The sequence below is a fragment of the Zobellella endophytica genome (genome assembly GCF_003012775.1).
Lineage (GTDB): Bacteria > Pseudomonadota > Gammaproteobacteria > Enterobacterales > Aeromonadaceae > Oceanimonas > Oceanimonas endophytica.
In genome coordinates, this window is record NZ_PXYG01000002.1 from 194,434 (window position 1) to 214,605 (window position 20,172).

Consider the following 20,172-nt stretch of genomic DNA (forward strand, 5'->3'; position numbering starts at 1 on the left):
TCAGCGCCAGATCTCGCGTAGCGGGGTGTCCGGGCGGTAATGGTAGGCCACCTGGGCCTGCAGCAACTCGGCGGTCGCCAGCGCATCGGTCTGGGCATGGTGGGGCTGGTAATAAGGCAGGTGGTAGCGGCGGCGGCTGTCCGCCAGCCGGATCGACACCGGCTTTTTACCCCGCAGCCGAGCCCAGAGCCCAAACGGTTTCTGCCGGTGCAGGCGCGCTTCCAGATCCATGGTGTCCACCACCGGGAACAGAATGCCCTCGTTCAGCCGCGCCTTCAGCGCTATATCGAGAAAACCGCGCTCTATGCTCCTATGGTGCACCACCACCACCCGTCCGGCCAGGGCGCAGAGCAGCTCGTCCAGCACCAGCAGCAGATCCGGCGCCGCCTTCACTTCCGAATGGGTGATGCCGTGGATCACCACCGACTCCCTGGCCAGCGGCTTGTGCGGATTCAGGATCCAGTGCGCGGACTCACGGCAGCGGATCCGGCGCAGGCTGAAGGGCACCAGGCCGATGCTGACGATGGCATCCTTCTTCAGGTTGAGCCCGGTGGTTTCAAAATCCATCGCCACGAAGGGCACTTCCGCCAGGGGGGTATCACCGCTCACCGACCCGGCCCGGTAAAAGCGCTGCAGCCGGTAGTCCCGGGCGCCGCGGGCCTGGGCGTCGAACAGCGTCGGCCAGTCCGGCGTCTCGGCCCGGGGTGCCGTGTCGGGCCTCAGGTAAAACATGCCGCCTCCCTAACCAGCCCTATTGGGCTGGTAACGAAACTTGAGGAATTTTTGGGCATGGCTCAGGATCTGGAACGCATCCTTCAGGTTTCTGCGCTCGAATTCCGACAGGTGCTCGGGCTCGATATTGTTGTCCGGCTCCCGCCCCGCCGCCAGATCCAGCGCCTGGTGGCGGATCCGCACCATGGCGATAAATTCCATGGCATCACGCAGATCCTGGCCCCTCCCCCGGGGCAGTATGCCCGCCTCGATCACGTCGTTCAGCCGCTCGAAGGAGTTCTGTGCCCGGGAGCCGACCGCCAGTCCGTGCACCCGGATCAGATCCGCCAGCGGCGCCGTGCCCCGCCGCTTGAGGTTGATGGAGTTGTTGTGCTTGCCGTCCTGCTCCATCACGAAGCTCTTGAAGAAACCGAGCGGCGGCGTACGGCCCAGGGCGTTGCGGGCCATGCAGGCGAGAAAGCGCGGGCTGCGCCGGGCCCGGCGCACGATCAGCGCATTCAACTGCTCGGCCCACTCGGTCTTGCCCCAGACCCCGTCCAGATCGAAAAAGATCGAGCTGTTCAGCAACGATTGGGGATCCGGCTGCTCGATCCAGGTGCTGAAGTGCTGCTCCCACTGCCGGCGGGTCAGCTGCCAGACGACGTTGGTGGCCATGATACCGCCCTTGCAGTAGCTGTAGCCGCAGGCCGCCAGCCCGTCGCACACGAACCGAGTCAGGGCCGCGAAATAGTCGCCATGCAATTCGGGATCGTAACGGTTGTCGAGGATGATGGCGTTGTCCTGATCGGTGACGATCAGCTGTTCATCCCGCGCCATGGAGCCCAGCGCCAGGAAGCAGTAGGGCACCGGCGCCGGGCCCAGCTCCGCTTCGGCCAGCTCCAGCAGTCGCTGCTTGAAGCTGCGCCCGATCACGGCCATGGCCGAGCCGATCATCCGGGAGTTGGCGTCTTCGTTGACCATGCGCACGAAGCAGGCCCTGACCTCGTCGCCGAGCGCCGCCAGCTCCGCCACCGTCTGCTGGCGAAAGATGCTGCCCACCACGAACAGGCTGCTCTGGGACTCGTGGCGCATGATGTCCGACAGGGCGATCACCCCGACCGGGCGAGCCCGGTGCAGTACCGGCAGGTGATGCAGGTTATAACGCAGCATGGTCAGCATGGCCTCGAACACGAACTGACCGCTGTCCAGCGTCACCGGCTCCACCGACATCACCTCCACCACCGGGGTCTCTCCCGGCAGGCCGGCCGCCAGCACCCGGGTGCGCAGATCCCGGTCGGTGATAATGCCGGCGATACTCGGCTCCCCGCCGTCATCGGTACCGGTCACCAGGATCGAGGACACCCCTTCTCCGGTCATTCTCTCCGCCGCTTCGCGCACCGTGGCGGAATCGGGGATCATCACCGGCTCGCGGGCAATCAGCGTCCGCACCGAGGAGGTCATCAGCGGGTTAGCCTCCCGCCTGGACACCGCCTGGCGCAGCCGGGTCCGGTCTTCCACCTCGACGAAATCGGCAAAGGACTCGAACTGCTCGAACAGCTCGTTGAACAGCGACTCGGGCAGGCAATAGAGCAGGGTGTCTTCCAGCGCCGTGGCCGGCAGCCGCACCCGGTTGTGCATCAGCAGCCCCATCTGGCCGAACAGGCTGCCCTCACTCAGGCGGTTGTACAGCTCGCCGTTGCGCCGGTAGATTTCGACCGCGCCGCTGCGGACCAGGTAGAACTCATGCACCTGCTCCCCGTATTTCAGGATAGGGGTGCCGGCCCGGAAATAGGCCACCTCGACCTGGGTTGCGATGCGCGCCAGGGTCTCCTCCGGCAGGCTGTCGAAGGGGGAAAACTGGCGAACAAATCCCAGAATTTCAATTTGTTCCACTTCCATGGCGGTCTCTCGGCAGGGGATGAAAAAGGCAGGCCCGGATGGCCCGGCCTGCCTCGACGTTCAAACGGTCGGCACGGCGATGGTCAGTTCCTCGGCTCCGACAGCAGTCCCTTAACCAGCGCTACGCAGGCGATGAGCAGCACTATGGTAAAGGGAAAGCCGGTGGACACCGCCATCGCCTGCAGGGCGACGAGGCCGCCCCCCAGGATCAGGGCGATGGCCACCAGCCCTTCGAAGGTGCACCAGAACACCCGCTGGGGCTTGGGTGAGTTGACCTTGCCGCCGGCGGAGATGGTATCGATCACCATGGAGCCGGAGTCGGAAGAGGTCACGAAGAACACCACCACCAGTATGATGCCGATAAAGGAGGTGATCTGCGCCAGCGGCAGCGCATCCAGCATGGTAAACAGCTGCAGCGGCAGGGCCGCCTCGGCCACCGCCTGGTAACCGTCGTTCACCAGCTGGCTGATGGCGGTGCCGCCGAAGGCGGTCATCCACAGCACACAGGCGGCGGAAGGCACCAGCAGCACCGACACCAGGAACTCCCTGACGGTACGGCCGCGGGAAACCCGGGCGATGAACATGCCGACGAACGGCGACCAGGAGATCCACCAGGCCCAGTAGAAGGCAGTCCAGCCCTGGGAGAAGTTGGTATCTTCACGACCGATGGGGTTGGACAGCGCCGGCAGGTTTTCCACGTAGGCCGCCAGGTTGGCGAAGAAACCGGTGACGATGGCCAGGGTCGGCCCCACGATGATCACGAACAGCAGCAGCAGTGCCGCCAGTACCATGTTGATCTCGGACAGGCGCTTGACCCCGGCATCCAGCCCGGCCAGCACCGAGAGGGTGGCCACGGCGGTGATCCCGATCACCAGCACGATCTCGGTGGTGGTGCCGGTCGGCAACCCGAACAGGTAATTCAGGCCGGCACTGGCCTGGGAGGCGCCGAGCCCCAGCGAAGTGGCCAGGCCGAACAGGGTCGCCACCACCGCCAGCACATCGATGATATGGCCCGGCCAGCCCCATACCCGCTCGCCCAGCAGCGGATAGAACACCGAACGCACCGTCAGCGGCAGCCCCTTGTTGAAGGAAAAGATGGCCAGCCCCAGCGCCAGCACCGCGTAGATGGCCCAGGGATGCAGCGCCCAGTGATAGATGGTGGCCGACATGCCCAGCCGCCGGGCCGCTTCCGCGTCGCCGACGGCGCCACCCAGCGGCGCCCAGTCGGTACGAACCCCGTTCTCGACGCTGATGCCGCCCATGGCGGTGCCGTAGTGGGCCAGCGGCTCGGACACCCCGTAGAACATCAGGCCGATGCCCATGCCGGCGGCGAACAGCATGGAAAACCAGCCGAGATAGGTAAAGTCCGGTTTTGCCTCAGTTCCACCGATGCGCACCCGGCCCAGGGGCGACAGGATCAGCCCCAGGCAAAGCAGCACGAAAATATTGCCGGAGATGAGGAAAAACCAGTCCAGCTTGGAGGTCAGCCAGCCGCGCAGATCGCCGAACAGGGGGCCGACCTGGTTCTGAAATGCCAGGGTCAGGAACACGAAGGCGACGATGGCCAGTCCGGAGATCATAAAGACCCGGTTATGAATATCGAGCCCGAAGGGACCTATCTTCAGCGCGATATTGTCCTGCCCGATCTGATAGTCGGTATCGATGAGATTGACCTTTCCCTCCGGGGCAATCACATCGTGGTTATCTTTCTCTGCCATACATAATTTCCTCGTTTATCAAACGATTATCATCCTGAGGCCAATAAGAATAGCATAGAAATGTAACTCAATTACAGGAGCCGCCCCAATTGGAGACAATTCCGCGCCCGTCGCCGGAGCAGGCCGGTGCGATGTCGGCGGGGAAGGACGGCAGACGCCGAAGGGGTCGCGCCGCGACCGGAGGAAAACGGGGAACACGCCGGCAGGGTTACGATAAAGTAAAAGCAAAACGGCCACCCTGAGGTGGCCGTTTTGCTTTTAAGGTGGCGGAGCGGACGGGACTCGAACCCGCGACCCCCGGCGTGACAGGCCGGTATTCTAACCAACTGAACTACCGCTCCGGCGCTTGGCTTTCACTGCAAGCGGAGCGGATATTAATGTGGCGCCAGGCGAGGGTCAAGCCTTGAAAAACATTTTTTGTCCGAGCGCACACTTTTCAACCACCCTGACCGCTAACCGCTTGCCTGGCAATGAAAAAAGGTTATTTTTTGGCCTTTTTCACGTTTTTTTTCCGCCACCAGAAGCCGGCGCCTGAAAGCAGTAGTAACAGCAGCGCGGCGGCGGCCGCCAGCACCGGCCATCGCTGCCAGAACGGGAGCGCCTCGATGTCACCGGACAACACCGGTGCCGATACCGGCGGCGCCACCCGGATCACCTGTTCGGCCAGGTTCAACTGGACCTCTCGTCCATCCTGGGTGGTGGCAAAGGCCCGGCCCCGCCAGCGGTAGTTGCCGGGGTGCAGGGCATCCGGCAAGGCGATGCGGTTCCCCTGGCCGGACACCGCAACCTTCTGCTCCAGCGGATTGGTCAGCTCGCCGTTGATCACCAGGCTGTCCGCCTGCAGGACGCTGTCGGCTTCGATCAGCAGCTGCCACTTGTCGGCCTTGTCCGGCACGGTGAAGCGCAGGCTAAGCGGCATCGGATAGACGATCATCTCCTGTTCATGGCTGCGGGCCAGCACCTGGTTGCTGGCCTGGGCCTGAAACAGGTAGTTCCCCGGCAGGGCATTGAACGCCAGCTCGGCGGTCATTTTGCCATCCCCCGGGTATTCATCCAGCCCGGTGCCGTCGTCGGCAAAGGTGCCCACCGCCAGCGGCGCCAGCTCGAACCCCTCCCCCTCCCCTTGCCGCCGTGGCAGCAACCGGGCGTTCAGCGACAGGCCGTCGAGGTAATAATTCGCATCCAGGGTGACATCGTCCTGGCGCAGCTCGGCGTTGAGCTTGATCCGCTCGTGCTGGAACACCCTGGACGGCAGGGCATCGACCTCGAGGCGAAACGGACTCACCAGGGTAATGCCGCGTTGCTCGTCGATGTTGCCGCTCGCCTGCCAGGGACCGGGTATCGGCTGCCACAGGGTGATCAGGTCCCGGTTGGCGGTGGATGCCCAACTGATATGGTCCGGGTGGCGCTGGTAATAATACTTGCTGCCGTCCGGGCGGATCAGCACCACCGGGGCGCTGGCCGGCTCCCGCTCGATAACCAGGGTGATCTCGGTAATCGAAGGATCGATGCGAAAGGTATTGCTCAGCCAGCGGGCGTGCTGCTCGTCGGCGGCCAATGTCACCGGCAGCGCCAATACCAGCATCGGCAGGCGACTCACTCGCGCCATAGGCAGCTGCCTCCCTTTTTCATGACCAGATCCAGCCTACCCTCATGGGCCTGCAACTCGTGCTCGGCGGCGCGCACCACCCGCAGGGCCGGCCGGTCGGCGGCCAGGCGGCGGATACCCTGGGCATTGGCCCCCTCCTGCTGGCCGCCGTCGCTCTGCAGGTTCAGCTTGGTCTGGCCGCCGGTCATCAACAGGTAGACGTCGGCCAGGATCTCCGCATCCAGCAAAGCCCCGTGCAGGGACCGGTGGCTGTTGTCTATGCCGTAGCGGTCGCATAACACGTCCAGGTTGTTGCGTTTACCCGGAAACAGCCGACGCGCCAGGGCCAGGGTATCGGTCACCTTGCACATTTGGGCCATGCGCTCAGGCCGGCCCATCAGCTCCATTTCGTAATCGAGGAAGCCGACGTCGAAGGGGGCGTTGTGGGCCACCAGCTCGGACCCGGCGATAAAGTCGAGAAAACGCTCGACCTCGACGGTAAAGGGCGGCTTGTCGGCGAGAAAATCATCGGTGATGCCGTGTACCCGGATCGCCTCTTCGTCCACCTTTCGATCCGGCTTGAGATAGACATGGAAGTGGCGGCCGGTCAGCCGACGGTTGACCACTTCCACGCAGCCGATTTCAATCACTCTATGGCCCAGGTAATGGGGGCCCGAGTCCATGTTCATGCCGGTGGTTTCGGTATCGAGCACGATCTGCCGATGGTGGCTTTGCTGGGTCATCACTGCTTCCTCCGCGGTATCCGGCCGCCAGTATATATGGCCGCCGCCGCCATGATAAGGCCCGCGGCTGGCCCGCCGCCCGGCTCTGTGGCAGACTGCGCCCTTTGTTTTTCCTGAACGGGTACTCATGAAACAGGTCCACTTGTACACCGACGGCTCCTGCCTCGGTAATCCCGGCCCCGGCGGCTATGGTGCGGTACTGCTCTACAAGCAGCACCGCAAGGAGCTCAGTCAGGGATTTATCCTGACCACCAACAACCGGATGGAACTGATGGCCGCCATCCAGGGCCTGGCCGCCCTCGGCGATCCCTGCCTGGTGGAGCTGACCACCGACAGCCAGTACGTGCGCCAGGGGATCACCCAGTGGATCCACGGCTGGAAGCGCAACAGCTGGAAAACCGCCGCCAGGACCCCGGTGAAGAATGCCGATCTGTGGCAACAGCTGGACAGCCTCTGCCAGCGGCACAAGGTGCAGTGGCACTGGGTCAAGGGCCACTCCGGCCACCCGGAAAACGAGCGTTGCGACGAGCTGGCGCGGCAGGCGGCCCTGCACGACGCGGTGCGCGAGGATACCGGCTACTCCCGCTGACGCGCCATGCCCGGCTGCGCCAGCGTATTCTGTACCGCCCGGCGCTCCCGTATCGGGGTTAGCGGAAAACGCCGCTTGCGTGCCAGTATGATGTACACCGCCGCCAGCGAAGGGCAGAAGTGAGGGCAGAGCCGGCGCCGCCAATGCCCCACCCGGGGCAGCATCAGCCGGGTAAAGCCGAGATAATCCCGCTCGATCACCTCGAACCCCAGCAGTTTGAGCCAGTCCTCGAGCCGCCGCGGGGCCAGCATCTGCCGCCAGCGTGGCAGCCGCCGCCGCAGTGCCGGCAAGGCGCAACCGAGCCCGGCGCTGCTGTAGGGATTGAATCCAGTCACGATCAGCCAGCCGTCATCCCGCAGCGCTACCTCGGTCTCCCGCAGTATCGCATGGGGATGTTCGCTGTAGTCCAGCACATGGGCCAGCAGGCAGGCATCCAGGCTGCCCGGGGCAAAGGGCATGGCGGTGGCGTCCGCCAGCAGGTCCATGCCCTCGAACGGCACCTGTCCCATCAGTACCGACTGGCGGATCCGGCTCTTGTCCAGCGACAGCGCCGCCCCCAGGGCATCGATTTTCAGCAGGTTGAAACCAAACAACCCCGGCGCCCAGTCATCCAGACACAGTTGCAGTTGCTCGGCGAGAAAGGCGCCCCGCGGCAACTGCCGCCAGCCGGAAGGTATCTGTGGTATGCTGGCTGATATCATGGCGCCTCTGATAAGCTATCGACAGGATTGCAATTCAAGGACAGCGTGATGCTTAAAGTTAGCCCCATCCCTGCGTTTAACGATAACTACATCTGGCTGATAAGCAAAGCCGGCCGGGCCGTGGTGGTCGATCCGGGCGATGCAGAACCGGTCCGGGCCGCCCTCGCCGAGCGGGAGCTGGAGCTGGACGGCATCCTGATCACCCACCATCACCGGGATCACACCGGAGGTGTGGCCGCCCTGTGCCGGGACTGGCCCGACGCCGTCCTGTACGCGCCGGCGGCCGAGCCCATGCCGGCCCCGGGGGGCATCGCCCTGAAAGACGGCCAGCGGATCGCCCTGCCCGCCCTGGATCTCGAGCTGCAGATCATGGCGGTACCGGGCCATACCCTGGGCCATATCGCCTATTGCGGCAACGGCCTGCTGTTCTGCGGCGACACCCTGTTTTCCGGCGGCTGTGGCCGGCTGTTCGAAGGCAGCCCGCAGCAGATGCACGAGTCGCTCGGCCGGCTCGCGGCCCTGCCGGACGACACCCTGGTCTACTGCACCCACGAATACACCCAGGCAAACCTGGCATTTTGCCATGCTGTCGAGCCAAATAATCCCGAGCTCAAGAAATACATGCAAAAGGTAGCCAAACTGCGCCAGCAGGGGATACCCACCCTGCCCAGTTCCATCGCCCTGGAAAAGGCGGTCAATGTGTTTCTTCGCGCCCGGATTCCCGGGGTCCGGGCGGCGGCCCAACACCACACCATGCAGGAGCTAAATGAAGACTATCAGGTGTTCGCCGCACTTCGCCGCTGGAAGGACGATTTTTAACGAACTTGATTAAACTGCTCACAAAGCATACACTGGCCGCCGTTTTTGTGAGACGCAGACACCATGAGAAGACTCTGTATTTTATCCAGTGCCTTGCTCCTGGCGGGCTGCCAGGCGGTGCCCTCCGATTCGGCGAGGCATCCCTATGGCCATCAGGAAACAGGTGGGGGAAGCATGACCGGCAGTCAGCTTTACCCCAAATCGGCGGCATATTCGTCGCTTTCGGTCACCGGCAAGGCATCTGCCGACGGGGGCCGGTTTTACCGCAAAGTATCCCACTCCTCGAGTGGCCGACGACAAAGTGAACAGGCACAGCCCCAGCAACAGCAGCCGAACTTGTGGCTGGAGCTGGCCGGGCAAATGGAACTCGACATCCCGCTGGATCATCCCCGAGTGGTGGCCCAACGGAACTGGTACCTCAAGCATCCTGCATACATGCGTTCCGTATCCGAACGCGCCAGACCGTTTCTCTATCTCATCAAGGAAGAGATAGAGAAACGGAACATGCCGATGGAGCTGGTACTGTTACCGGTGATCGAGAGCACCTTCGATCCCAAGGCCTATTCCCGGGGCCATGCGGCGGGCCTGTGGCAGATGCTGCAGGGCACCGGCAAGAACTTCGGCCTGCATTACGACAGCTGGTACGACGGCCGTTATGATGTGATCGCCTCCACCAATGCGGCGCTGGATTACCTGGAGTATCTGCACGGGTTCTTCGACGGCAACTGGATGCACGCCCTGGCCGCCTACAACTCGGGCGAAGGCCGGGTGCAGCGGGCGGTCAAGGCCAATCGCCGGCAGGGTAAGTCGACCGACTACTGGGCGCTGTCTCTGCCGAAGGAAACCCAGAACTACGTGCCGAAGTTGCTGGCCCTGGTCGACATCCTGAAGCATCCGACCCACTACGGCATGGACGTCCCCGAGGTTCCCAACCGGCCGCAGGTGGTGGTGATCGCGGTGGAAGGCCAGGTGGACCTGAACATGGCGGCGGATCTGGCGGGCATGAATCGCAGCCAGCTCAAGCAGCTTAACCCGGCGTTCAAGCGCACCGCGACCTCGCCGGCCCGCAATGCAAAGCTGCTGGTGCCGGTCAACCATGCCCAGAGCTTCGAACTGGCCATGGCCGACCTGCCGCAACAGGATCGCAAGGAATATCAGCGTTACCAGGTACGGGGCGGCGACAGCCTGGGGGTGATCGCCAGCCGTTACGGCACCAGCGTGAGCGCGCTCCGGCAGGCCAACAACCTGCGCGGCAATACCATCCGCGTCGGCCAGACCCTGATGGTTCCAACCGCGGTATCGTCGCGCCAGCCGGTGCCGTCCGATGGCGTCTACCTGGTGCAAGCCGGCGATTCGCTCTCGGCCATCGCCAGCCGCTTCAGTGTCAGCATCACCGATCTGCTGCGCTGGAACCAGCTGGCCGACAAGCACAGCCTGCGAGCGGGACAGCGACTTATCGTCTCAGTCAACTCCGGTTGATTCTCAAGGGAGCCCGCTCGGCTCCCTTCTTGTTTGTTGACTAAAGCTATCTCTCATCAGCGATGAACCCGGCCAGATGGCAGCGGCTGAACGGCCGCGACTTGGAAATTCGGGTCACCGGCTCGAGGATGCGCTGCCCGCAGATCTGGCTGGTACGGCCGTGGGCCGCGGCCAGCAGCACGACCGCCAACCGGCGCCGGTTAATCCGGCCGGGGAACCGCACGGGAACACCCGTTATCATCGATGGCAACGTAGATGAACAGGGCTTCGGTCACACAGTAACGGTTAGCATTTTCCGGCTCCAGCACCGGTTTGACCCAGACTTCCAGCTTGATGCGGATCGACGAGGAACCGACCTTGAGCAGCTCGCCATAGCAGCACACCACGTCGCCGACCTGTACCGGCCGGTGAAAGGTCATGCCCTCCACCGCCACCGTACATACCCGCCCCAGGGCGATTTCGTTGGCCAGTATGCTGCCCCCCAGATCCATCTGCGACATGATCCAGCCGCCGAAGATGTCGCCGTTGGCATTGGTGTCCGCCGGCATGGCCACGGTGCGCAGCAGCAGTTCCCCTCTGGGGCTACGTTGTTCGGTCATTTGTGCAAAAATCTCCAACAGGGTGACGAAAATGGCATAATAATCAGCCTGCCCCGACCCCGCAATTTTCGAACAACAAAAGGTTGCCCATGAAAGTTATCGTCGCCTCGCTCAATCCGGCCAAGATCAACGCCGCCCGTCAGGCCCTGGAGCTGCTCTTTCCGGAACGGGACCGGGAAGTACTGGGTATCGCCGTGCCTTCGGGCGTGGCGGCCCAGCCGATGGATGACGAAGAAACCCGCCGCGGTGCCCGCAACCGGGCCCTGGCCGCCCGCCGCCGGCAACCGGAGGCGGATCTGTGGATCGGCATGGAAGGTGGTATCGAGCGGCTGCAGGCGCAGACCATGACCTTCGCCTGGCTGCAGGTATTGGGTCCGGGCCTCGACAACGCGGCACGCAGTGCCAGCCTGACCCTGCCCCCCTTCGTGGCCGACGCCCTGGCCCGGGGAGAAGAACTGGGTCACGCCATGGATCGGCTATTCAACCTCACCAACTGCAAGCAGCAGGGCGGCGCCATCGGGGTACTGACCAACAACGCCCTGGACCGCAGCCGCGTCTATCGCGATGCCCTGATCCTGGCGCTGGCACCGCTGATCAGTCCCGCGCCTTACGCGCTGCCAGCCACGCAAACCAGTCCGTCACCAGATAATCCAGCCCCAGCCAGCGACTGAGGGCAGCACCGTCGATGCATTTGCCGCCGGCACCGCCGCCGTCGAATACCGGCGGCGGCAGTTCCCGCAACTGCGCCGCCCGGGTATAGAAGTCCCGCCGGCTGGGATGATGGGGCGCGCTGACATTGAGGGTTGCCGGCCAGTCCTCCCGCGCCAGTATGGCGGGTATAAAGCGCAGCAGATCCTCCAGCGCCACCAGATTGACCGGCTCCTCCCCGCCCTCGAACCGGCGCCCGGCGAGAAAGCGGCCCGGCTCCCGGCTGCCGCCCACCAGCCCGGACAGCCGCAGGCAGAGCACCTGTGGAATGCCGCTCTGACGCACCGCCAGCTCCGCCGCCAGCATCCGCTCGCCGCGCTCGGAATCCGGCCCGGCATCCGCTTCGGTCTTGTTGCCCCGGCCGCCGTAGACGGAGGTGGCGCTGGTAAACAGCAAACGCCGGACCCCGCCCCCTGCCGCCAACGTGGCCACCCGCCCCAGGGTGGCGGCGTACTGCTCCACCTTGCCGGGCGGTACGCACAACACCAGGGTGTCGGCCGCCAGCCGCGCGGGCCAGGCTGGCGGCAGGGGGGTATTGAGATCCAGCACCTCGGCGGGGACGCCATCCCGGCGCAGCCGCGCCGCCTTGGCGGCATCGGTCGTGGTGCCGGCCACCCGATGGCCCCCGGCCTGCAGCGTCCTGGCCAGGGGCTCACCCAGCCAGCCCAGGCCGATGATGACGACGGTGGACTCAGTAGACATGACTCAGCTCCGCCGGTTTCAGGAAGGACTTCGGCTGGCCCAGCATATCCTGGTAGATCACCGAAAATGCCAGCACGTTCTGCACATAACCTCGAGTTTCACGGTAAGGAATGTTCTCCACCCACACATCCATCGGCCGGCTGCCGCTGTCCCGCAGCCAGCGGTTGATCCGACCCGGTCCGGCATTGTAGGCGGCGATGGCCGGGATCCGGTTGTCGCCGTAGCGCACCAGCAGCTCCTTGAAATAGCTGGAGCCGAGCTGGACGTTGATATCGGGCCGATACACGTCCGTCGGGTGTCGATACTGGCTGATGCCGTGCTTGCGCGCCGTTTCCCTGGCCGTGGCCGGCATCAGCTGCATCAGGCCGCCGGCCCCCACCGGGGAGCGGGCCTGCTCATAGAAGGCGCTTTCCTGGCGGGCGATGGCGAACAGGGTCGACTCGTCCAGCCCGAGCCGGCGGGCCTGGCGCTGGAAGATGTCTCGGTACACCACCGGGAAACGCAGCTCCAGGTGATCCCAGGCCTGCACCCGGATACTGGCCAGGATCGACTTGTCGTACCAGCCCCGGCTGAGCGCCAGGCTGCCGAGTTCGACGCCAGCCTGCTCATCCACCTTGCCCAGCAGGTGATACCATTCACTGCGCGCGGCCGCCTTGTCGCCCCGCGCCATCCACTCCTCCACCCGCAGCAGGGCGGGCCACCTGGCCGCCGCGGCCGCCCAGGAGGGGGCCGGCGAGAGCGGTTTTTTCTGCAGCGAGAATTCCCGCCGGCTCTGCTGGGCCGCCAGAAAGCCGTAATAATCCCGGGAGCGGGCGGCTTCCTGCCAGGCCGTGTCCGCCTCATTGGTGCGCCGCTGTGCCGCCAACGCCCGCCCGCGCCAGTACAGCCAACGGCTGTCGCGGCGGGCCTCTTCCGGCAAACGATCGATCCAGCCGAGCAGGTGGGACCAGTCCTGTTCCCAGATGGCCAGCCGGGCGCGGAGCTCAAACAGCTCCGCATCCCCAACCACGGGTACGCGGCTGTCGAGCCAGCCGCGATAGTCCCGGGTGCGGTTGAACATCAGTCGCTGAGCCAGTCTGCGTTCCACCCGGGCGACCTGCTCCGGGCTCAGCCCCAGGCTGCGCTGGTATTTGGGATACAGGCTCATCACCAGTTCGGGCTCGCTGTCGGCCAGGCGCGCCAGCGCCAGCGACACCGCCGCCTTGTGACGCCCGCTGCCGGCCCGGACCTGCTCCGGCTTGCCCAGTTGTCCGGGGTTGGCATCGAGTGAGCTCAGCCACTCCCCCGCCGGGCGGGCGCCCGGGCTAAGCTGGCGGCTGAGGTAACCGATCAGGCTGCTCTGGCCGGCTTCATAGGCCAGCTCCATGCGCCGCCAGACATGGTCGTCGCTGCGCCCGCCCACGTTTTTCCAGGCATCGAACAGGGGATCGCAGGCATCGGGGCGGGAATAGCCGTGCAGCCACAGGCGCTCGGCCCCGGCAATGGCGGTGGCCCTGTCGCCGGTGGTCCATTTGGCACGATAATGGGCACACTGCAGTTCGATGCTGTTGGGCAGGGCGGGGTAGAGTTCGAGAAACTCGCGCCAGCGCTGCTCCCGGGCCAGGCGGAACAGATACTGCCGTTCCAGCCGGTCCGCCTGCAGCGAGTCGGGATAACGGCGCATGAACTGCTGCACCCGGGCCGTCGTCAACTGGTTCATTCTGTCCGCAAGGTACTGATAGTCGAGGTAAACGGTCAGGGGATAGCCGTCCAGTCCCTGGCGCAGCTGCTCGAAACGGGCCAGTTCATTCTTCTTTAATGCCTGCTCTGCCTGCTGATAACGCTCGCGCACGGGCGACGCCTCGGCGGTCATCCCCAGGCCGAACAGCAACAGTCCTACTCCAAACCAGCGTTTCACGGCTCCCCCCCTTTCTGTATGGTATGCAGCTATCCTAAGGAATACGGGGAGGACTGCCAATGGGCCACGAGAAATTCTCCGGGGCCATGAAACAGCAACGGGCGGCTCGGCTGGGGGAATGGCGGGACGGAGCCGGGCACGGCAGGCCCCTGCCCCGGATAATTTATCCGTTCGAGTCTGACCTTTTCCCGCCGGTGTTGGCAAGCGCTTTTTCCCGGTAGCCCCGGTGCCATCACAAATACCGCCATTCTTGGCTCCGTGCCCACCGAAAGGTGATTTCAATCACAAAATTTATTGGTTACTGGGGTAATCTGGAGCCGTACACCAAAGATGAAACAGTGAGGGGGTCCTTATGTCCATTGCGATTACCAGCCATGTTATCGACATCTCTCCCGCCATCCGTGAACGGATCGAGAGTCGCTTCGACAAACTGAACCGGCGTCAAATCGTGCTCATCAACCCCCATGTGGTGATTCAGAAAGAAGGTCTGAATTACTTGGTGGAAGCCAAGGCAGGAGTTCCGAACGATACCCTTTTTGCCCAGGCGGAACACGAAGATCTCTTCGCCGCCATCAACGAACTGGGACAGAAGCTGGAGCGTCAGCTCAACCGCTATGCGGACAAGCCCCTGGCCCAGCGCGCCAACGCGGCCCAGCCAGTCACCGAGGAAGACGAATAGCCCCGCCCGGCTTCTGGATAACCCTGACTCAAGTTCGAGCGGACAAGAGGCAGAAAACGGCACAACGCCGTTTTCTGCTTTTTTGTCGAAGGCTGCCGCCGCGGCGGCAAAAAATCCCGGAAAAGGCTTGCCAGCGCCGGCGCTTTTCAGTATTCCTATGGGGACTCTGAATTTACCGTGATCCAGCCATGACCGATGTCCTGTTTTTCTTTCGCTTCTTTTTTGCATCCTGATCCCGGGAGGCATTTTGTCTGGCAAGAGATAAGCGAAAGACGAACAGCCAAGCCTCCCACCGGGAGGCTTTTTTATTTAGCTGAGACTGGCGACGAAGGAAGCCCTATTCATGAATCTGGATGATATACGCACGCACATCAGCCGCCTGGACCGGGAGCTGCTGACCCTGCTGGCCAAACGCAAGACCCTGAGCCTGGACGTGGCCCGCGCCAAGCTGGAAAACCCGAGACCGATACGGGATCAGGAGCGGGAACAGGCCCTGCTGGTGGAGCTGGTCAATCAGGGCCGCCAGCTCGGCCTGGATGCCCATTACGTCACCCGGATCTACCACACCATCATCGAAGACTCGGTGCTGGCCCAGCAGGCGTTGCTGCAGGACCTGCTCAACCCGCAGGACAAGGCGCCCGCCATCAGCGTGGCCTTTCTCGGGCTCAAGGGCTCCTATTCCAACCTGGCGGCCCGCAAGTACCTGTCCCGCTTCCAGGCCGGCATCGTCGAGCACAATTGCGAAACCTTCCAGCAGATCATCGATACCGTGGAATCCGGCCAGGCCCAGTACGGGGTGCTGCCCATCGAGAACACCAGTTCCGGCTCCATCAACGATGTGTTCGATCTGATGCAGCACACCAGCCTGTCGATCGTCGGCGAGCTGACCCAGCCCATAGAGCACTGCCTGCTGGTGGCGGTGGACACCGACGTCTCCCGGCTGAAAACCCTGTATACCCACCCCCAGGTGTATCAGCAATGTTCCCAGTACCTGAAGACGCTGCCCGGGGTCAAGGTCGAGTTCTGCGCCGCCTCCTCCAACGCCATGGAGCTGGTGGCCAGCCTCAGGCGACCGGACGTCGGCGCCATGGGCAGTGCCGACGGCGGTGAGCTGCACGGGCTCAAGCCGCTGGTGCAGGGCCTGGCCAACCAGAAACAGAACATGACCCGCTTCATCGTGGTGGCGCGCAAGCCGATCGAAGTGGCCGAGCAGATCCCCGCCAGAACCAGCTTTATCATGTCCACCGGCCAGCAGAGCGGTGCCCTGGTGGAAGCCCTGCTGGTGCTGCGCAGCCACGGCATCACCATGAGCAAGCTCGAATCCCGCCCGATCATCGGCAATCCCTGGGAAGAGATGTTCTACGTGGACGTGGCCGCCAACGTCAACAGCCCCGAGATGCAGTCGGCGCTGAAGGAGCTCGGCCGCATCACCCGCTTTATCAAGGTGCTGGGCTGCTACCCCAGCGCCGAGGTGGCGCCGACCCGGATCCCGGCCAGGGCGCTCAACCAGCCGCATCCGCGGCGGGATGAAAAGGCACAGCCCCGCTACAGTCGGGACTACAAGCAAAGCGGTACCCGCTTGCAGGTCGGCCGCTTCTACCTGGGGGGCGACGATGCCCTGCTGATGGCCCGTCTGGCGCAGTGGCCCGGCGAGCAGCAGCTGCAGGAATATGCCCGCCGCCTGAAAGAAGCCGGTGGCCAGGTGCTGGCCGCGCCCTGCTTCGACAACGGCGACCTCGCCCTGGGCGTAGAGCGCCTGCAGCAGTTGCGCAATATCGCCGCCCGCTTCGATCTGGCGGCCATGACCCGGGTCCGCCAGCCGGAAGAGCTGAACCGGGCGGCGGAGTCCATCGATCTGCTTCATATCGCCGCCGAGGAGGCCCGGCACAGCGATCTGCTCACCGCCGCCGGCCGCAGCACCCGGCCGGTACTGCTGGAGCAGCCGGGCGATGCCGACGGCTGGCTGGCGGCCGCCGAGGCCATTCTCGGCGAAGGCAACCAGCAGGTGGCCCTGCTGGACGGTCAAGGCCTCGGCGTGTCGCAATTGCTGGATCTGCAGCAACACACCCATCTGCCGCTGGTCAGCCTGCTGGCCGGCGACGCCGTCCTGCTGCCGGCGCTGGGCCACGCCCTGCGGGCAGCCGGCGTGCAGGGCTTCTGCCTCGAACTCGACGGCCGGGAGGAAGGCGACGCCCTGGCTCCCCTGCAGCAGCTGGCAGAGCGACTGTATCAGGATTGACTTCCGCGGCATTGACGTATGTAAACGAGACGGGCCCGCAGTTGCGGGCCCGTCAGTTTGTTGAGCAAGTGGCCTGTCATGACCGATGACCTCGGCCAAAGGACGCGACTATTCAGACCACAGTATGTCGGCGGAGGTGGCTCTGTTGCCTCTTGTCTACATTGCAACAGACAAACAATCGATTGGTTAAATTTAAACCAATCGGTGTTCTAGTCCGCATGATGGCGGCTGTCGTTGGCCTGGGCCAGCAACATCCGGCTTTCCTTGAGGAAGGTACCGGCATAATCGCCGAAGAAGTCGCTGACGGTTTCGAACTGCTGCACAAAGGCATCGCGCTTGCCGTTTTCCAGCTGTGCCAGCAGCTCGCCGAAACGGCGGTGATAGCGACGGATCATCTCCAAGTTGCGGGGCGACGACAGAATGATATCCGCGTAGAGCACCGGATCCTGGGCGAACAGCCGCCCCACCATCGCCAGCTCCAGCCGGTAGATGGGCGAACTCAGCCGCAGCAACTGGGACAGGTCCGCCTGCTCGGCACACAGGTGGGCGCCATAGGCGAAGCTGGTAAAGTGGCGCAGCGCCTGCACCAGGCTCATGGCCTCGTCGTGATCGTCCGCCGTCACCGCCTGCAGCCGGGCACCCCAGATCCGCATCTGCGCCAGCAGCCACTCGTAGCGCTCGGCACCGCGGCCCTCGCAATAGATGATCACCTGCTTGGCCAGGCTGGACACATCGGGTCCGAACATCGGATGCAGCCCCAGCACGGGGCCGCCATGCGCCTTCATCATCGCCGCCAGCGGCTCGCTCTTGACGCTGGTCAGGTCCACCAGCAGGCAGTCGTCCGCCAGTGCCGGCAGCCGCTCGATCACCGCTATGGTCTGCTCGATGGGCACCGCAATCACCACCAGCCCAGCCCCGCTCAACAGGCTGTCGGCCTGCTCCCAGTCGCCTTTCTCCAGGATAGTGACCGGGTAGCCGGACAGGGTCAGCAGGTGGGCGAACAGGCCGCCCAGCTGGCCGGCACCGCCGATCACCACCGCCTTGCCCAGTTCGGGATTAACGCACTTGAATCCGGTGTCTTTCTCGCTGGCGTAAGATTCGCGCATCGCCCGGCGCAGTACGTCTTCAATCAGATCCGGCGGCACTCCCCGAGCCTCGGCCTCGGCCCGGCGACGCGCCAGCATGGCGGCCTCCCGATCCGGGGCATAGATGGGCACGCCCTGGCGGCTTTTTACTTCCCCCACCCCCGCCACCAGCTTCAACCGGCGCGCAAACAGTTCGACCAACTGCTGGTCGACCTCATCAATCTGATCCCGCAGGACTTTTAATTCATCTACCATTGGTCCCATCCCAATAAAAAAAGCACCGGCCCATCCCGGACCCGGTGCTCTATTATGCCCGCGATTCGTCAGCGGTTACAGCGGCCGTGGCCACCGGACCCCCTCGCGGTGCCGGTGGCCCATTATGCCTGCGATTTATTTATCGAGTCGAGCCTTGAGCGGTCCGGCCAGCTGCTGATGGCACCGGGCCAGCAGTTGGTCGGTGGTGTCCCAGCCGATGCAGGCATCGGTGATGGACACCCCGTAGCGCATGTCGCTCTTGGGCTGCTCGCTCGACTGGTTACCCTCGGCAAGGTGCGATTCCAGCATGATACCGATGATCGACTCATTGCCTTCCTGGATCTGGTGCACCACGTTCTCCGCCACCAGCGGCTGCAGGCTGTAGTCCTTGTTGGAGTTGCCGTGGCTGCAATCCACCACCAGGCTCGGCGCCAGCTTGGCGGACACCATGGCCTTTTCCGCCAGGGAGACATTGACCGAATCGTAGTTGGGCTGCTTGCCGCCGCGCAGTATCACATGGCCGTCCGGATTACCCTGGGTCACCAACAGCGCCACCTGCCCTTCCTGGTTGATGCCCATGAAGGCGTGGGGCTCGGCCGCCGCCTTCATGGCGTTGATGGCGGTGCCCAGATTACCGTCGGTGCCGTTTTTGAAGCCGACCGGCATCGACAGTCCGGAGGCCATCTCCCGGTGGGTCTGGGATTCGGTGGTGCGGGCACCGATGGCCGACCAGGAGAACAGCTCGGCCAGGTATTGGGGGCTGATCGGATCCAGCGCTTCGGTGGCCAGCGGCAGTTCCAGCTCGGCCAGCCAGCACAGCAGTTCGCGCGCCTTGTGCAGGCCCAGTTCGATGTCGAAGGTGCCGTCCAGGTGAGGATCGTTGATAAAGCCTTTCCAACCGACGGTGGTGCGCGGCTTCTCGAAATAGACGCGCATCACGATATAAAGGCTGTCACGGTAGTCATCATGCAGTTTCTTGAGGCGGGTTGCGTACTCTTTGGCTGCGTCCATATCGTGAATCGAGCAGGGACCACAGATCACCAGCAGGCGGTGATCCTTGCGATGAATAATATCGGAGATGGTCTGCCGGGCCTGGCCGATGAAACCCAGGGCCCGGTCGGAGATCGGCAGCTTGGCCTTCAGCTCCGCCGGGGTGATCATCACCTTCTCGGATTGGATATGAATATTATTCAATGTGTCTTTCTGCATGATGACATCCTCACTTGTAAACAAATCATTACAACCAAACTTAAAGAAAAATCATCACTTATTTGACATATGATGATTTCTCTCTTACGCAACCGCCTTCACCATACCAAGGCTGGGCCGGCTTGCAAAGCGCTGATGGGAACCAAAGGCCGGTTATTTTTCCGCACGCAGGCCGAATGAGCAGAAAAGAGCCAGAATAGGGCGATGGAAGGCATATACTTGGGGCAGGAGAGGAGCGCTTATGAACGAACATGAATACCGGCAACTGGTGGCCAGCTTTCGGCGGATCCTCGATCACTACGCCGTCGACTACCGCCAGAGCCCGCCGTCCTACAATAACGATACCCTCTACGATCACCAGTGCCGGCTGATCGTGGAGGAAGTGAGCCGCAGCTGGCTGGCCCACTACGGCCACCAGCCCAGCCCGCAGCTGCTGCAGCGGGCGCTGTTCAGCGCCGAGCAGAGCCGGCGCTTCGCCCCGCCCTGGTACCGGAAATGGCTGCGCCGCTGGCAGGGCCGCCGCTGACCCGGAGCGCCGCCACCGCCCGCGAC

Annotated in this window: 17 protein-coding genes, 1 tRNA gene, 2 pseudogenes and 1 other annotated feature; of the genes and pseudogenes, 8 read left to right on the forward strand and 12 right to left on the reverse strand. The window is 63.7% G+C overall.

Annotated features, from left to right (window positions below; all coding sequences use genetic code 11):
- From C7H85_RS06085 to dnaQ, 6 genes are all read right to left on the reverse strand, one after another.
- Positions 1-732 (reverse strand): 3'-5' exonuclease, encoded by a 732-nt coding sequence (locus C7H85_RS06085; RefSeq protein ID WP_106728828.1) that lies wholly within the window; start codon positions 730-732, stop codon positions 1-3.
- Between the two features lie 9 nt (positions 733-741).
- Positions 742-2,610 carry a putative nucleotidyltransferase substrate binding domain-containing protein gene (locus C7H85_RS06090; protein WP_106728829.1) on the reverse strand — a complete coding sequence of 623 codons (1,869 nt, stop codon included), beginning with the start codon at positions 2,608-2,610 and terminating at the stop codon, positions 742-744.
- A gap of 83 nt (positions 2,611-2,693) precedes the next feature.
- Positions 2,694-4,328: a BCCT family transporter gene (locus tag C7H85_RS06095; RefSeq protein ID WP_106728830.1), complete on the reverse strand. Its 1,635-nt coding sequence runs from the start codon at positions 4,326-4,328 to the stop codon at positions 2,694-2,696.
- Positions 4,329-4,592: 264 nt separating this feature from the next.
- Positions 4,593-4,669 (reverse strand) — tRNA-Asp (locus C7H85_RS06100).
- Between the two features lie 140 nt (positions 4,670-4,809).
- Positions 4,810-5,937, reverse strand: coding sequence for a hypothetical protein (locus tag C7H85_RS06105; protein ID WP_106728831.1), 1,128 nt, complete (start codon positions 5,935-5,937; stop codon positions 4,810-4,812).
- Positions 5,925-6,659 carry a DNA polymerase III subunit epsilon gene (gene dnaQ, locus C7H85_RS06110; RefSeq protein ID WP_106728832.1) on the reverse strand — a complete coding sequence of 245 codons (735 nt, stop codon included), beginning with the start codon at positions 6,657-6,659 and terminating at the stop codon, positions 5,925-5,927. The genes C7H85_RS06105 and dnaQ overlap by 13 nt, the downstream gene beginning before the upstream one ends.
- A 127-nt stretch (positions 6,660-6,786) precedes the next feature.
- On the opposite strand from dnaQ, the gene rnhA reads away from it, so the two are divergent.
- Complete coding sequence (gene rnhA, locus C7H85_RS06115; protein WP_106728833.1) at positions 6,787-7,248, forward strand: ribonuclease HI; 462 nt, start codon at positions 6,787-6,789, stop codon at positions 7,246-7,248.
- Here the strand turns inward: rnhA and C7H85_RS06120 are convergent.
- Positions 7,236-7,949, reverse strand: a complete 714-nt coding sequence (locus tag C7H85_RS06120) for a class I SAM-dependent methyltransferase (RefSeq protein ID WP_106728834.1) — start codon at positions 7,947-7,949, stop codon at positions 7,236-7,238. The two genes, rnhA and C7H85_RS06120, sit on opposite strands and share 13 nt — an antisense overlap.
- A 48-nt stretch (positions 7,950-7,997) precedes the next feature.
- On the opposite strand from C7H85_RS06120, the gene gloB reads away from it, so the two are divergent.
- Together gloB and C7H85_RS06130 are read left to right on the forward strand one after the other, a co-directional pair.
- Positions 7,998-8,768 (forward strand): hydroxyacylglutathione hydrolase, encoded by a 771-nt coding sequence (gloB, locus tag C7H85_RS06125; protein WP_106728835.1) that lies wholly within the window; start codon positions 7,998-8,000, stop codon positions 8,766-8,768.
- Between the two features lie 360 nt (positions 8,769-9,128).
- Positions 9,129-10,247 carry a LysM peptidoglycan-binding domain-containing protein gene (locus C7H85_RS06130; RefSeq protein ID WP_245879587.1) on the forward strand — a complete coding sequence of 373 codons (1,119 nt, stop codon included), beginning with the start codon at positions 9,129-9,131 and terminating at the stop codon, positions 10,245-10,247.
- Positions 10,248-10,447: 200 nt separating this feature from the next.
- Here the strand turns inward: C7H85_RS06130 and yciA are convergent, their stop codons facing one another.
- The gene (gene yciA / locus C7H85_RS06135) at positions 10,448-10,846 is read right to left on the reverse strand and encodes an acyl-CoA thioester hydrolase YciA (RefSeq protein WP_106728837.1); all 399 of its coding nucleotides are present in this window, start codon (positions 10,844-10,846) and stop codon (positions 10,448-10,450) included.
- 89 nt (positions 10,847-10,935) lie between these two features.
- Between yciA and yjjX the strand changes: the two genes are divergently transcribed.
- Complete coding sequence (gene yjjX, locus C7H85_RS06140; RefSeq protein WP_106728838.1) at positions 10,936-11,517, forward strand: inosine/xanthosine triphosphatase; 582 nt, start codon at positions 10,936-10,938, stop codon at positions 11,515-11,517.
- On the opposite strand, the gene C7H85_RS06145 is transcribed toward yjjX, so the two are convergent.
- Positions 11,441-12,256: a Rossmann-fold NAD(P)-binding domain-containing protein gene (locus tag C7H85_RS06145; protein WP_106728839.1), complete on the reverse strand. Its 816-nt coding sequence runs from the start codon at positions 12,254-12,256 to the stop codon at positions 11,441-11,443. The two genes, yjjX and C7H85_RS06145, sit on opposite strands and share 77 nt — an antisense overlap.
- Positions 12,246-14,153: a transglycosylase SLT domain-containing protein gene (locus C7H85_RS06150; RefSeq protein ID WP_245879588.1), complete on the reverse strand. Its 1,908-nt coding sequence runs from the start codon at positions 14,151-14,153 to the stop codon at positions 12,246-12,248. The genes C7H85_RS06145 and C7H85_RS06150 overlap by 11 nt, the downstream gene beginning before the upstream one ends.
- Positions 14,154-14,505: 352 nt before the next feature.
- On the opposite strand from C7H85_RS06150, the gene hpf reads away from it, so the two are divergent.
- From hpf to C7H85_RS20070, 3 genes and pseudogenes are all read left to right on the forward strand, one after another.
- Positions 14,506-14,832, forward strand: a complete 327-nt coding sequence (gene hpf, locus C7H85_RS06155) for a ribosome hibernation-promoting factor, HPF/YfiA family (RefSeq protein ID WP_106728841.1) — start codon at positions 14,506-14,508, stop codon at positions 14,830-14,832.
- A gap of 187 nt (positions 14,833-15,019) precedes the next feature.
- Positions 15,020-15,142, forward strand: a sequence feature (Phe leader region).
- Between the two features lie 33 nt (positions 15,143-15,175).
- Positions 15,176-16,324: pseudogene (locus C7H85_RS20065) on the forward strand (chorismate mutase); the annotation flags it as partial.
- 258 nt (positions 16,325-16,582) lie between these two features.
- A pseudogene (locus tag C7H85_RS20070) lies at positions 16,583-17,071 on the forward strand (chorismate mutase); the annotation flags it as partial.
- 209 nt (positions 17,072-17,280) lie between these two features.
- Here the strand turns inward: C7H85_RS20070 and tyrA are convergent.
- Together tyrA and C7H85_RS06170 are read right to left on the reverse strand one after the other, a co-directional pair.
- Complete coding sequence (gene tyrA, locus C7H85_RS06165) at positions 17,281-18,411, reverse strand: bifunctional chorismate mutase/prephenate dehydrogenase (RefSeq protein WP_106728843.1); 1,131 nt, start codon at positions 18,409-18,411, stop codon at positions 17,281-17,283.
- A 135-nt stretch (positions 18,412-18,546) separates the two neighbouring features.
- Complete coding sequence (locus C7H85_RS06170) at positions 18,547-19,620, reverse strand: 3-deoxy-7-phosphoheptulonate synthase (protein ID WP_106728844.1); 1,074 nt, start codon at positions 19,618-19,620, stop codon at positions 18,547-18,549.
- A gap of 241 nt (positions 19,621-19,861) precedes the next feature.
- Here C7H85_RS06170 and C7H85_RS06175 point away from each other — a divergent pair, with 241 nt between their 5' ends.
- Complete coding sequence (locus C7H85_RS06175; protein WP_106728845.1) at positions 19,862-20,146, forward strand: hypothetical protein; 285 nt, start codon at positions 19,862-19,864, stop codon at positions 20,144-20,146.
- Positions 20,147-20,172: the final 26 nt, after the last annotated feature.